The 13,418-nt window shown below is 73.3% G+C and carries 10 protein-coding genes; 9 read left to right on the top strand and 1 reads right to left on the bottom strand.

Features of this window, described 5'->3' with window-relative positions:
- Nucleotides 1-70: 70 nt before the first annotated feature.
- From ACH5AC_RS12180 to ACH5AC_RS12145, 8 genes are read left to right on the top strand one after another with little or no spacing between them, the layout of a single operon-like run.
- Entirely contained in the window at nucleotides 71-1,045 is a 975-nt protein-coding gene (locus tag ACH5AC_RS12180; protein ID WP_398861664.1) for an SCO3242 family prenyltransferase, read from the top strand.
- A gap of 24 nt (nucleotides 1,046-1,069) precedes the next feature.
- A complete protein-coding gene (locus ACH5AC_RS12175; RefSeq protein ID WP_398861663.1) occupies nucleotides 1,070-1,933 on the top strand; it encodes a sugar phosphate isomerase/epimerase family protein in 864 nt (287 codons plus the stop codon).
- A gap of 50 nt (nucleotides 1,934-1,983) precedes the next feature.
- Nucleotides 1,984-2,739: an EboA domain-containing protein gene (locus ACH5AC_RS12170; RefSeq protein WP_398861662.1), complete on the top strand. Its 756-nt coding sequence runs from the start codon at nucleotides 1,984-1,986 to the stop codon at nucleotides 2,737-2,739.
- Between the two features lie 2 nt (nucleotides 2,740-2,741).
- Nucleotides 2,742-3,596 (top strand): TatD family hydrolase, encoded by an 855-nt coding sequence (locus ACH5AC_RS12165; protein ID WP_398861661.1) that lies wholly within the window; start codon nucleotides 2,742-2,744, stop codon nucleotides 3,594-3,596.
- 4 nt (nucleotides 3,597-3,600) lie between these two features.
- Nucleotides 3,601-4,767 (top strand): metabolite traffic protein EboE, encoded by a 1,167-nt coding sequence (gene eboE / locus ACH5AC_RS12160; protein WP_398861660.1) that lies wholly within the window; start codon nucleotides 3,601-3,603, stop codon nucleotides 4,765-4,767.
- Nucleotides 4,768-4,789: 22 nt separating this feature from the next.
- The gene (locus ACH5AC_RS12155) at nucleotides 4,790-6,178 is read left to right on the top strand and encodes an alkaline phosphatase family protein (protein ID WP_398861659.1); all 1,389 of its coding nucleotides are present in this window, start codon (nucleotides 4,790-4,792) and stop codon (nucleotides 6,176-6,178) included.
- Nucleotides 6,175-7,356 (top strand): cytochrome P450, encoded by a 1,182-nt coding sequence (locus ACH5AC_RS12150; RefSeq protein ID WP_398861658.1) that lies wholly within the window; start codon nucleotides 6,175-6,177, stop codon nucleotides 7,354-7,356. Before ACH5AC_RS12155 ends, ACH5AC_RS12150 begins: the two co-directional genes overlap by 4 nt.
- A gap of 40 nt (nucleotides 7,357-7,396) precedes the next feature.
- Nucleotides 7,397-7,906 carry an O-acetyl-ADP-ribose deacetylase gene (locus tag ACH5AC_RS12145; protein WP_398861657.1) on the top strand — a complete coding sequence of 170 codons (510 nt, stop codon included), beginning with the start codon at nucleotides 7,397-7,399 and terminating at the stop codon, nucleotides 7,904-7,906.
- Between the two features lie 5 nt (nucleotides 7,907-7,911).
- Here ACH5AC_RS12145 and ACH5AC_RS12140 read toward each other — a convergent pair whose 3' ends face one another.
- Nucleotides 7,912-9,981, bottom strand: coding sequence for a SpoIIE family protein phosphatase (locus tag ACH5AC_RS12140; protein ID WP_398861656.1), 2,070 nt, complete (start codon nucleotides 9,979-9,981; stop codon nucleotides 7,912-7,914).
- Between the two features lie 966 nt (nucleotides 9,982-10,947).
- On the opposite strand from ACH5AC_RS12140, the gene ACH5AC_RS12135 reads away from it, so the two are divergent.
- Nucleotides 10,948-13,353, top strand: a complete 2,406-nt coding sequence (locus ACH5AC_RS12135) for a SpoIIE family protein phosphatase (protein ID WP_398862196.1) — start codon at nucleotides 10,948-10,950, stop codon at nucleotides 13,351-13,353.
- Nucleotides 13,354-13,418 lie beyond the last annotated feature (65 nt).

Genomic DNA, 13,418 nt, shown 5'->3' with positions numbered 1-13,418 from the left:
TTGTCTTCGCCACTCACATGACGACCCGGTAACCGTATGAAAGTTCAATCATGGTGATTACAGTGCGGGTATGAAGGATCGCAGAGCGGAATCCCGCTCCAACGCCCGGTCTGACGTGCGCCTTTCGGACCTGGCCGACCTCGTGCGGGCACCGGCCGCGCTGAGTGTCCCGGGCGATGTACTCGCCGGAGCGGCAGCCGCCGGACATCCCTTGAACGCCCCAACCCTCGGTGCGACGGCCTCCTCCGTCTGCCTCTACTGGGCGGGCATGGCCCTCAACGACTACGCCGACGCCACGGTCGACGCCGTCGAACGCCCCGCGCGCCCCATCCCGTCCGGCAGGGTGCCCCGCCGCACCGCACTCACCGTCGCGGGTGGACTGACCGCCGCCGGCCTGGGCCTCGCCACCGCCACGGGCGGCCGACGCGGCCTGCTCGGCGCGCTGCCGCTGGCCGGACTGGTCTGGGCCTACGACCTGGGCCTGAAGAAGACCCCGGCGGGCGCGGCCGCGATGACCGGGGCCCGCACCCTGAACGTCCTCGCGGGAGCGCTCGCGGCCGCACCGCGCGGGGGAGGAGGCACCGGTACCGCGCTGGTGAACGGAGCCGTGCCCGCCGCTCTGGTCGGCGCCCACACCTACACCCTGATGACCCTCAGCCGCCACGAGATCACCGGAGCCCCCGCCAGAACCCCGGCCACCACCCTCGCCGCCACCACGGCCACCGCCCTGGTGACGGCAGCCCCGCCGACGCTGCGCGCACTGCGCACCCCGCGTACCGACGGGGACGCCGCCGCCCGCCTCACCGCCCTGCTCGCCGCCGGTGCCGCGCTGGCATATCTCGCCAGTTACGGGGCCGCCCAGCTGAAGGCCATACGCAAGCCGTCCGGGGAGAACATCCGGCAGGCCGTCGGGGCGGGGATCCTCGCTCTGATGCCCTTGCAGGCCGCGCTGACGGCACGTGCCGGGGCGCCCGTCTCGGCCGCGGCCCTCTCCGTCGCCCACCCCCTCGCGCGACGGCTCGCGCGACGCGTATCCCCCACCTGACCGCCCGTCCGAGGAACCGTCAGCATGGACAGACCCCCCACCCCCCAATTACCCCCCACCCCGCTCAGGTTCGGCTACGGCACCAACGGTTTCGCCCACCACCGCCTCGCCGACGTCCTCGCCCTCCTCGCCGATCTCGGCTACGACGGCGTCGCCCTCACCCTCGACCACATCCACCTCGACCCCTACGCCGACGACCTGACCGCCCGGGTCGGCGCGGTCGCGCGGGACCTGGACCGGTACGCGCTCGACGTCACGATCGAGACCGGCGCGCCCTTCCTGCTCGACGCCCGCGGCAAGCACCAGCCGACCCTGATGTCCGACGGCGCCGACCTCCGGATCGACCTGCTGCGCCGCGCCGTACGCATCGCGGCCGACCTGGGCTCGCCCACCGTCCACCTGTGCAGCGGCCCCGCCCCGGACGGCATACCGGAGACGGACGCCTTCAAACGCCTGGCGGCCGGCCTGCGGACCGCGCTGGAGACAGCGGAGCGGTACGGCGTCGCCCTGGCCTTCGAGCCCGAGCCGTACATGTTCGTCGACACCGTCGAACGCTGTCTGCGTCTCGCCGAACTCCTCGACGGCCACGAGCTGTTCGGCATCACCCTCGACATCGGACACGCCCACTGCGTGGAGGAACGGCCCCTGCTGGAGTGCGTACGGCTCGCGGCGCCCCGCCTGCGGAACGTGCAGATCGAGGACATGCGGCGTGGTGTCCACCAGCACCTCGAATTCGGCGCCGGGGAGATCGACTTCCCGCCCGTGCTCGCCGCCCTGCGCGACCTCGGGCACACCGGCCTGGTGTCCGTCGAGATCCAGGGCGGCGCCCTGGACGCCGCCGAAGTGGCTCGCCGCTCACTGGAGTTCCTGCGGTCGGCGACCGTATAACGGAGCCCCGCACCCCCAACCCTCCCATCCCCCCAGGAGGTCGACCCGCCATGCCTGGAACCGGAACCCGCCCGCTGCCGCAGGCCCCACCCGACCCCAGCCCCCTGCTCGCCGCCGCACTGCCCGAGGCGGCCCGCGCCTGGCTCGACGAGGGCGTCGCGCGCGTCGCCGTCGCGCCCGCCGCGATCCGCGTCCTCTTCCCCGCCGCCCGGCGCCGCTGCGGACAGCAGCGCCTGGACGAGCACTGGAGCGCCGACGAGGCGGCCCGCGCCGTCCTGCTGACCGCCCTGCCCCGCGACGACGCCGAGGCCCTCGCCCGGACCGTCGGCGACCTGTACCGGCACGGCGACCCGGCCGAACAGCGGGCCGTGCTGCGGTCGCTGCCCCTGCTCGACGGCGACTCCCCGGAGGACGACCCCTTCCGCGACCTCGCCCTGGCCCTCGTCCGCGAGGCCCTGCGCGGCAACGACACCACCGTCGTCGAGGCCGCCCTCGGCCCCTACGGAGCGGCCCGGCTGCCCGACGCCGAGTACCGCCAGGCCGTCCTCAAGTGCGTCTTCTGCGAGATCCCCCTGGACCGGATCCACGGCCTCGACCGCCGCGCCGACACCGAACTCGCCCGCATGCTCGCCGACTTCGCCCACGAACGCATCGCCGCCGGACGAGACGTACCGGACGACGTCTGGCCGCTGATCCGCCGCCACCCCGAGGCCGCGGCCGGCCTCGCCGACCGGGCCCAGCGGCTCACCCCCACCCGCCCCGAGGCCGCCGCACGCGCCCTCGCGGCCCTGACGGACAAGGTCTGACCGTGCGCATCTTCGACCCCCACATCCACATGACCTCCCGCACCACCGACGACTACGAGGCCATGTACGCGGCCGGGGTGCGCGCCGTCGTCGAGCCCGCCTTCTGGCTCGGCCAGCCCCGCACCTCGCCGGAGAGCTTCCACGACTACTTCGACGCGCTGCTCGGCTGGGAGCCCTACCGGGCCGCCCAGTTCGGCATCCAGCACTTCTGCACGATCGCCCTGAACCCCAAGGAGGCAAACGACCCCCGCTGCGTCCCGGTGCTGGACGAACTCGACCGCTACCTGGCCAAGGACCGCGTGGTCGCCGTCGGTGAGATCGGCTACGACTCGATGACCCCGCAGGAGGACGAGGCGCTCGCCCGCCAGCTCCAACTCGCCGTCCACCACGGCCTGCCCGCCCTCGTGCACACCCCGCACCGCGACAAGGCGGCCGGCACCCGCCGCACCCTGGACGTCGTCCGCGAGTCCGGCATCGCCCCCGAGCTCGTCGTCCTCGACCACCTCAACGAACTCACCGTCGGCATGGTCCTCGACAGCGGCTGCTGGGCCGGATTCTCGATCTACCCGAAGACCAAGATGAGCGAGGACCGCATGGTCGAGATCCTCAAGGAACACGGCACCGAACGCGTCCTCGTCAACTCGGCCGCCGACTGGGGGCGTTCGGACCCGCTCAAGACCCGGAAGACCGCCGACGCCATGCTCGCCGCAGGCTTCGACGACGACACCGTCGACCGGGTGCTGTGGCGCAACCCGGTCGCCTTCTACGGGCAGAGCGGCCGCCTCGAGCTCGACGAGCCCAAGCCGGACGACACCTCCAGCTTCGAGGGCAACTCCATCCGGCGCGGAGGAGCGTGAGCCCGTGCGCCTGCACCACCCGGACGGCACCACCGTCCACCTCGGCTACTGCAGCAACGTCCACCAGGCGGAGGACCTCGACGGAGTGATCGCCCAGCTCGCCGCGTACGCCGAGCCCGTACGTGAGCGGTTGGGCGTCGACCGGCTCGGCATCGGGCTGTGGCTCGCCCGGGACGTCGTCACCGAACTCGTCGCCGACGATGAGGCATTGGAGAAGCTGCGCCGCGAACTCGACAGCCGCGGCCTGGAGACCGTCACCCTCAACGCCTTCCCCTACTCCGGCTTCCACCGCGAGGTCGTGAAGAGGGACGTCTACCTGCCCGACTGGGCCGACGAGGCCCGACTGCGCCACACGCTCGACTGCGCCCGCGTGCTCGCCGCGCTGCTGCCCGCCGACGCCGAACGCGGCAGCGTCTCCACCCTCCCGCTCGCCTGGCGCGACCCCTGGCCCACGGACCGCGCCGACACGGCTCACCGCGCCCTGGACCGGCTGGCCGACGGTCTCGCCGGCATCGAGGCCGCCACCGGACGCCGGATCCGCGTCGGCTTCGAACCCGAGCCCGGATGCGTCGTGGAGACCACCGCGCAGGCCGCCCGGCGGCTCGGCGGCCTCGACCCGCAGCGGCTCGGCGTCTGCCTCGACGCCTGCCATCTCGCCGTACAGTTCGAGGAGCCCGCCGCGGCCCTGCGGCGCCTGGCGGACGCCGGACTGCCCGTCGTCAAACTCCAGGCGTCCTGCGCCGTCGAGGCCGGCGACCCCGCCGACCCGGCCGCCCGCGCCGCCCTGCACCGGCTCGCCGAACCCCGCTTCCTGCACCAGACCCGCACCCGCCCCCAGGGCGAGGTGCTCGGCGTCGACGACCTGCCCGAGGCCCTCGACGACGGCCTGCCGTCCGACTCGGCCTGGCGGGTCCACTTCCACGCCCCGCTGCACGCCGACCCCGAACCACCCCTGCGGACCACCGCCGACCACCTCGACGCCGTCCTCACCGGACTCCTCGGCGGCCCCACCGCCCACTGCGACCACATCGAGGTCGAGACCTACACCTGGTCCGTCCTCCCCACGCCCCCCACCGACCTCCCCGGCGGCATCGCCGCCGAACTCGCCTGGGCACGTGACCGGTTGACCGGTCTCGGCCTCAAGGAGAGACCACAGGAGGAGACCGTATGAACCGGCCCACGGAGAACCACGTATGAGCGCCTCGAACCGGCTGGTCGTCCTCGACATCGTCGGCCTCACCCCCAACCTGCTGCGCCACATGCCCGCCGTCACCGCCCTCGGCGAACGCGGCTCCCGCGCCCGCCTGGACACCGTGCTGCCCGCCGTCACCTGCACCGTGCAGTCCACCCTCCTCACCGGCGAACTCCCCACCGTGCACGGCGCCGTGGCCAACGGCTGGTACTTCCGCGACCTCGGCGACGTCCTGCTGTGGCGCCAGCACAACGCCCTCGTCGGCGGCGAGAAGATCTGGGAGACCGCCCGCAGGACCGCCCCCGACTACACGGTCGCCAACGTCTGCTGGTGGTACGCCATGGGCGCCGACGTCGACTGGACCGTCACCCCGCGCCCCGTCTACTACTCCGACGGCCGCAAGGAACCCGACTTCTACACCTGGCCACCGACCCTGCACGACGAACTCACCGAACGCCTCGGCCCGTTCCCCCTCTTCACCTACTGGGGGCCCAACGCCGGCCTGCCCTCCACCCAGTGGATCCTGGCCGCCGCCCGCCAGATCTTCGACGACAAACAGCCCGACCTCACCCTCGTCTACATCCCGCACCTCGACTACGAACCCCAGCGCTCCGGCCCCGACTCCCCGGAGACCGTCCGCGCCGCACGCCAACTCGACGACGCGCTCGGCCCGTTGATCGACCACTTCCGGCGTGAGGGCGCCACGGTCGTGGCTCTCAGCGAGTACGGCATCGCCCCCGCCTCCCGTCCCGTCGACATCAACCGCGCCCTGCGCCGCGCCGGCCTGCTCCAGGTCCACACCCAGGACGGCATGGAGTACCTCGACCCCTGGACCTCCCGCGCCTTCGCCGTCGCCGACCACCAGATCGCCCACGTCTACGTCCGCGACCCCGCCGACACCGACACCGTCGCCGCGATCGTCGCCGAACTCGACGGCGTCGACCAGGTATGGGGCGCCGAGGGCAAGAAGGCGCACGGCCTCGACCACGAGCGCTCCGGCGAACTCGTCGCACTCGCCGACCCCGACGCCTGGTTCACGTACTACTACTGGCTCGACGACGCCCGCGCCCCCGACTTCGCCCGCCAGGTGGAGATCCACCGCAAACCCGGCTACGACCCCGCCGAACTCCTCTACGACGACACCGTCCCGGCCGTGAAGCTCAAGGCGATCGGCTCGGTGCTGCGCAAGAAGGCCGGCTTCCGCTACCGCATCCGCACGGTCCCGCTGGACCCCAGGGGCGTCCGCGGCAGCCACGGCCGGCTCCCCGACAACCCCGACCACGCCCCCGTACTCCTCTGCTCGGAACCGCGGTTGACCCAGGACGCCTACGCGGCCACCGAGGTCAAGTCGCTGCTGCTCACCCTCGCCGGACTGAAGGAGACGCCGTGACCCACCCACCGCTGCCCACGGAACGCCCCCTGCTCGACCCCGCGCCCGAGTACGCCAAGTGGCGCGCGGAGGAACCCGTCCGCCGCGTCACCGTCTGGGGAGACAACAGCCCCTGGCTGATCACCCGTCATGAGGACGCCCGCGCCGTCCTCGCCGACCCCCGCTTCAGCGCGGACGCCACCCGGGACGGCTTCCCCGGGCTCAGCCCGCGCGTACCGCCGCGCGGTCCGGGCCAGTTCTTCGTGATGGACCCGCCGGACCACACCCGGCTGCGGCGCATGCTGATCCCCGACTTCACCTTCCGCCGGATCGAAGCCCTGCGCCCCGCCATCGAGCGGGTCTGCGCCGAACTGCTCGACGCCATGACGGCGGACGGTGCCCGTGCGGCGGACCTCGTGGAGGCGTACGCGCTGCCGCAGCCCACCCGGGTGATCTGCGCGCTGCTCGGCGTCCCGTACGACGACCACGCCTTCTTCCAGGAGCAGGTGCGGGTCCTGACCGGTATGACGTCCGCGCCGCCGGAGATGATGGCCGCCCGCACCGCCCTGTACGGCTACCTCGGCGACCTGCTCGCGGCCCGTGCCGCCGACCCGGCCGACGACCTGATCTCCCGGCTGGCCACCGAGCGCGTCGCGACCGGCGAGGCGAGCGCCGAGGAGGCCGTGGGGGTCGCCGCGCTGCTGCTGATCGCGGGCCACGAGACGACCGCGCACATGTTCCCGCTGTCGGTGCTCGCCCTGCTCGGCCGCCCCGACCAGCTGGCCGCCCTGCGCGCCGACCCGACGCTGTGGCCCGGCGCGGTGGAGGAACTCCTGCGTCATCTCACCGTCACCCACGCGGGCATGCGGCGCATCGCCACCGAGGATGTCGAGGTGGGCGGTGTACGCATCCGCGCCGGGGAGGGCGTGGTCGTCGCCCTCCAGTCCGCCAACCGCGACCCGGCCGCCTTCCCCGACCCCGACACGCTCGACATCCGCCGCGACACCAACGGCCACCTCGCCTTCGGCCACGGACTGCACCAGTGCGTCGGCCAGTCCCTGGCCCGAGCCGAACTCCAGATCGGCCTCCCCGCACTCTTCGACCGCCTCCCCGAACTCCACATCACGGCCCCCCTGGACGACCTGCGGCCGTCGACGTCGTCCGTCCACGGAGTGCAGTCGCTGCCCGTGGCCTGGTAATCGGTGGGCATCCCGTGACCAGGGCGCATTGGATGGAGGCATGACCACCATCACCCTCGTCCAGGGCGACATCACCAGGCAGTCCGTCGACGCCATCGTCAACGCGGCGAACTCCTCGCTGCTCGGCGGCGGTGGCGTCGACGGCGCCATCCACCGCCGCGGCGGCCCCGCGATCCTCGCCGACTGCCGCAGGCTCCGCGCCTCGCACTACGGCAAGGGCCTCCCCACCGGCCAGGCGGTCGCCACCACCGCCGGCGACCTGGACGCCCAGTGGGTGATCCACACCGTCGGCCCGCGCCACACCCCCGACACGGACCGCTCCGACCTGCTCGCCTCCTGCTACCGCGAGTCCCTGCGCGTCGCCGACGAGCTGGGCGCCCGTACGGTCGCCTTCCCCGCGGTGTCCGCGGGCATCTACGGCTGGCCGCTGGACGACGCCGCCCGTATCGCGGTGGAGACGGTACGGGCCACCCCGACGGCGGTCGAGGAGGTGCGGTTCGTGCTGTTCGACGAGCGGGCCTACGCGGCGTTCGCGGCGCGGCTGCGCTGACGGCCCTACAGGGCCCGGGCGACGAGCAGGGCGACGTCGTCGTGGTCGTCGGGGTGCCGCAGGCCGTACAGCAGGAGGTCGCAGATCTCCTCCAGCGGCCGGTGCGGGGGGTCGAGGAAGCTGAGGAGGACGTTCAGGCGGTCGTCGATGGAGTGGTGGCGGGTCTCCACGAGTCCGTCGGTGTAGAGGACCAGCAGGTCACCGGGGTCGAGATCGGCCGTGGTGGTCTCGAAGGCGACACCGCCGACACCCAGCGGGGCTCCGGCGGGCATGTCCAGGAGCACGGGTGCGTGGCCCTCGCGGGCCAGCGCGGGCGGCATGTGTCCGGCGTTGGCGATGCGGCACTGTCGTGTGCGGGGGTCGTACACCGCGTAGAGGCAGGTCACGATGTAGTGCTCCAGATCGGAGGTGATCTTGTCCAGGTGCTGGAGCACGGAGACCGGTTCGAGGTCGAGGTCCGCGTAGGCGCAGGTGGCGGTGCGCAGTCGGCCCATGGTGGCGGCGGCGTCGATGCCGTTGCCCATGACATCGCCGACTACCAGGGCGGTGCGGTCGTCGGCCAGGGGGATGACGTCGTACCAGTCGCCGCCGACCTCGCTGGTGGCCTGGGCGGGCTGGTAGCGGGAGGCGAGTTCCAGACCGGCGTGGCGCGGCGGATGGTCGGGCAGCAGGCTGCGCTGCAGGGTGAGCGCGGTGTTGCGCACGCTCTGGAACCAGCGGGCGTTGTCGATGGCCACGGCGGCACGGCCGGCCAGCTCACTGGCCAGGACGACGTCGTCCTCGTCGAACGGGAGCGGGTTGCGGGTCCGCTTGAGGTCGAGGGCGCCGAGCACCTCCCCGTGGGCGATCAACGGCACGGCCAGATAGGAGTGCACGCCGGCGCGGGCCAGGAGCGTGCTGGCCTCGGCGTCACGGGCGATGCGCGGCAGATCGCGCTCGCCGACGTGGCGCACCAGGACCGGCCGGGCGGTGTGCACGCACAGGGTGACCAGGCGGTCCGCGTCGTAGGCGGCCAGGTCACCGGGTGGGTCGGCGGCACGCAGCGCCACCGTGGGGTGGGCCGCCTTGAGGGCGAGCGCGCGGAACAGCTCCGGGCCGTTGTCCGGTCTGCGGGTGCGGCGGCAGGCCAGGGCCGAGTCCAGGATGTCCACGGCGACCACGTCGGCGAGTTCCGGAGTGGCGGTCTCGGCCAGTTCGTGCGCGGTCTGGTCCACCTCCAGGGTGGTGCCGACCCGGGTCGAGGCGTGCGCGATGAGGGCCAGACGCCGCCGGGCCCGGTCGGCCTCGGCGGCCACCCGATGCCGCTCGGTGACGTCGACGACCGACGTGGCCGCGCCCAGGACCCGCCCGCCGGGGTCCTCCAGGCGGTAGAAGGAGAGCGACCAGGCGTGCTCGTGCTCGGGGTCGGACGGAGGGCGGCCCACGTGGTACTGGTCGAGCAGCGGTGTGCCGGTCGTCAGCACCTGACGCAGCGCGGACTCGATGGTGTCGACGTCGGGGAAGGGCAGCGTCTCGCGTAGCCGGCGGCCGATGTGGTCCTCGGCAGGAATGCCGTCGATCCGCTCCAGCGCCGGGTTGACCAGCAGATACCGCAGGTCGGGGTCCAGCAGGGCCAGACCGATCGGCGACTGGTCGATCAGCCGCTCGCACAGGGCCAGATCGGTCTCGACGCGCTGGAGCTGGCCGTGGTCGGCGACGATGCCCAGCGCGTAGACATCGCCGAGGTCGTCCAGCAGCCGCATGTTCCGGAACTCCATCAGGCGGGTGCTGCCGTCCCTGTGGCGGATGGGGAACGCGCCGGCCCAGCTCCGGCCGGTCTCCATCACCTCCGCGAACAGACGGGTCACGGCCTGCAGATGCTCGGGCTGGATGAACAGCCGCGCCGCGTACTGGCCGAGGGCCTCGGCCGAGGTGTAGCCGAAGAGTTCCTCGGCCTGCGGGGTCCAGAACACGATGCGACCGTTCGCGTCGACGACCACCGCGGCGACGCTCAGCACGTCCAGGAGCCCGATCGGCCTGGGCGGCTCCGGGTCGTACGCGTCGCCCTCGCCGGACGGGAAGGATACGGCCGCCATCCCTCCATGCTCCTCCCGGCCGCCCGCCTTGCCCAGTCCTGCCGGGTTCGCCGGACCGTGCACATCGGGCGGACAAGCAGGAACATGGTCGTGTAGAGGATGGGAAACCCCATGAATTCCGCCCCCGAACCCCCCGAGCCCGCGCCCCTGGACCCGGCAGCCCCCAAGCCCGGGCCCGACCCCCTGCAGCGCCCGCTCACATCCACCGAAAGCACACCCCAAGCCCCCGAGCCCGTGCCCGTGGACCCCGAGCCCGCGCTCCGAGGCCCCGAGCCCGTGCCGGGAGCCGTCGCGTCCCGAGGTCCTGAGCCCGTGCCGGGAGCCGTCGCGTCCCGAGGTCCTGAGCCCGTGCCAGGAGCCGTCGCGTCCCGAGGTCCTGAGCCCGTGCCGGAGGCCGCCGAGGTCGCGCCGGGAGCCGCCGAGACCCGAGGCCCCGAGGCCGTACCCGTGGACCCCGAGCCCGCGTCGCGAGGTCCCGAGCCCGTGCCGGGAGCCGTCGCGTCCCGAGGCCCCGAGGCCGTGCCCGTGGACCCCGAGCCCGTGTCGCGAGGTCCTGAGCCCGTGCCGGGAGCCGTCGCGTCCCGAGGCCCCGAGTCTGTGCCGGAGGTCGCCGAGGCCGTACCCGGGGACCCCGAGATCGCGTCCGACCCCGCGCCCCTGGACCCGGTAGACCCCGAAACCGTTCCCGAACCGCCCGAGTCTGTGCCGGAGGCTGCCGAGGCCGTGCCCGTGGACCCCGAGCCCGGACCCGAAGGCCCCGCGTCTCTGTCCGAGGGTCCCGAGATCGTGCCTCGGGACCCGGTCGACCCCGTGGCCGTGCCGGGAGCATCCGAGCCTGCGCTCGGAGCTTCCGAGAGCGCGCTCGACGCCGCCGAGAGGGAACCCGGAGCCGCCGGGCCCGCGTCCGAAGCGTCCGAGGCCGGGTCGGAAGCCCCCAAGGGTGCCTCCCCGGGACCGCGTGACCCCCTGGACGCGTCCACCGACGCGGCCGCGGTGGTGGGCGCGGACGGTGTCGTGATCGGCTGGACGCGTGGTGCCGAGGACCTCCTCGGGCACCCGGCGGCGGAGGTGGTCGGCCGTTCCGCCGCGCGCCTGCTGGCGATGCCCGGGGATCCCGTACGGGTGGCCGGCGTCGCCGAGCGGTGCCGTGGCGGCATGGGGTGGAGCGGGCTGATCCCCGTACGGCATCGCGACGGACGCCGTATCGACGTGGACCTACGGGTCTCCGCGTCCTTCCGTATCGGCTCCGACGAGTGCTTCCTGATCTCGGCACGGGAGCGCAGGCCGCAGTGGACGGTCGGCCAGTCCGTGCTGGACGGCTTCCTCACCCGCTCACCGGTCGGCATGGCCGTGATGGACCTGGACCTGCGCTACGTGTGGCTCAACGACACCCTGGAACGCTTCGGCGGCGTGCCCCGGAAGCAGCGGCTGGGCCGCCGGCTGAGCGAGCTGCTGCCCGGGCTGCAGGCGGAGACCATCGAGGGCCTGATGCGCAAGGTCCTGGAGACCGGCACCCCGGTGACCGACTACGAGTACACGGGATGGAGCTGGGCCGATCCCCACCGCCGGCACGCCTACTCCACGTCCTTCTTCCCCCTGGTGGACGCCGCCGGCCGGGTCACCGGGGTCTGTTACATGGTCTCCGACGTCACCGAGCGGTGGCACGCCCGCCAGCTCCTGTCGCTGATCGCCGAGGCCGGAACGGCCATCGGCAGAACCCTCGATGTCACCCGGACCGCCCAGGAGCTCGCCGACTTCGCCGTCCCGCGCTTCGCGGACTTCGTCATCGTCGATCTCCTGGAGTCCGTCCTCAGCCCCGAGGGGCACGGGCTGTGGCCGGCCGACGCCGGACCGGCCCCCGCCAGGCCGGTGATGTGCCGCGCCGGCATGAGCTCGGTGCGCGAGGGCATCCCGGAGGCCGTGGCGCGGATCGGCGACCGGGTGGACTTCCTCCCGCCGCCGCACGACGCGAAGCTGCTCATCGACGGCGAACCGATCTTCATCCCGGTCCTCGACCCGGATGACGAACTGTGGTCGATCCAGCAGCCCGCCAGGGCGGCCAGCATCCGCGAGTTCGGCCTGCACTCCCTCATCTCGGTGCCGATGCGGGCCCGCAACACCGTCCTCGGCCTCGCCTCGTTCATCCGCTCGCTCAACCCCGTCTCGTTCACGCCCGATGACGTCCTGCTGGCCCGCGAGGTGGTGGCACGAGCGGCGCTGAGCGTCGACAACGCCCGCCGCTTCACCCGGGAACACACGGCGGCGGTCACCCTGCAGCACAGCCTGCTGCCGCACACCCTGGTCGGCGGAACGGCGCTGGAGGTGGCGTCCTCCTATCTGCCGGCGGACGCGACGGGCGGCGTCGGCGGCGACTGGTTCGACATCATCCCTCTGTCGGGCGGCCGGGTCGGGCTCGTCGTCGGCGACGTCGTGGGGCATGGCATCGGCGCGGCGGCGTCCATGGGCCGGCTGCGCACCGCGGTGCAGACCCTCGCCGACATGGAGATGCCCCCCGACGAACTGCTGGCCCACCTCGACGACCTCGTCCTGCGGCTGGGCGAGGAGGCGGCCGAAGGCGACACGACCGGCGGGAACCCGACCGCCTTCCTCGGCGCGACCTGTCTCTACGCCGTCTACGACCCCGTCAGCAGGCGGTGCGCGATGGCCCGGGCCGGACACCCGCCCCCGGTCGTCGTCACACCCGAAGGACACGTCTCCTTCCCCGAGCCCCCGGCCGGGCCCCCGCTGGGGCTGGGCGGGATGGCGTTCGAAGCCACCGAGATCGAACTCGCCGAGAACAGCCTGCTCGGCCTGTACACCGACGGCCTCATCGAGGGAGCCGACCGCGACCTGGAGCTGGGCATGCGCCGGCTCGGCGAGGTGCTGGCCCGCCCGGACTCCGACCTGGCCGGCCTGTGCGCGGCCGCGGTGCGTCGGCTCGTACCGGTGCCCCAGCCCGACGACATCGCCCTGCTCCTGGTACGCACCCACGCCCTGGGCGCCGACCGGGTCGTCTCGTGGGACGTGCCCGCCGACCCGGCCGCCGTCGCCGAGGTCCGGGCCATGGCGACCCGCCAGGTGGAGGCATGGGGGCTCGGCGAGCTGGCCATGACGACGGAGCTCATCGTGAGCGAGCTGGTCACCAACGCGATGCGCCACGCCGCCCCGCCCATTCGGCTACGACTGCTGCGCGACTCCCGCCTGACCTGCGAGGTCGCCGACGCCAGCAGCACCGCACCCCGGCTGCGGCACGCCCGCAGCACCGACGAGGGCGGCCGCGGCCTCTTCCTGGTGGCCCAGCTCACCCACCGCTGGGGCGCCCGGTACACGCCCGGCGGAAAGATCATCTGGGCCGAGCAGGAGATCTCCTGAGACAGGGCCCCGGCTCACACCGGCCCGCCGCCGTGTGTGCGGTGGGCGTAACCCCCGGCGACGGC

This window comes from Streptomyces sp. NPDC018693 (assembly GCF_044391385.1).
In the GTDB taxonomy this organism is placed as follows: Bacteria; Actinomycetota; Actinomycetes; order Streptomycetales; family Streptomycetaceae; genus Streptomyces.
This window is presented reverse-complemented; position numbering and strand designations above follow the sequence as displayed.

Bases quoted from the DNA above. Each gene is read 5' to 3' on its own strand.
- ACH5AC_RS12180 (WP_398861664.1), top strand. From the start codon at position 71: ATGAAGGATCGCAGAGCGGAATCCCGCTCCAACGCCCGGTCTGACGTG.
- ACH5AC_RS12175 (WP_398861663.1), top strand. From the start codon at position 1,070: ATGGACAGACCCCCCACCCCCCAATTACCCCCCACCCCGCTCAGGTTC.
- ACH5AC_RS12170 (WP_398861662.1), top strand. From the start codon at position 1,984: ATGCCTGGAACCGGAACCCGCCCGCTGCCGCAGGCCCCACCCGACCCC.
- ACH5AC_RS12155 (WP_398861659.1), top strand. From the start codon at position 4,790: ATGAGCGCCTCGAACCGGCTGGTCGTCCTCGACATCGTCGGCCTCACC.
- ACH5AC_RS12145 (WP_398861657.1), top strand. From the start codon at position 7,397: ATGACCACCATCACCCTCGTCCAGGGCGACATCACCAGGCAGTCCGTC.
- ACH5AC_RS12140 (WP_398861656.1), bottom strand. From the start codon at position 9,981: ATGGCGGCCGTATCCTTCCCGTCCGGCGAGGGCGACGCGTACGACCCG.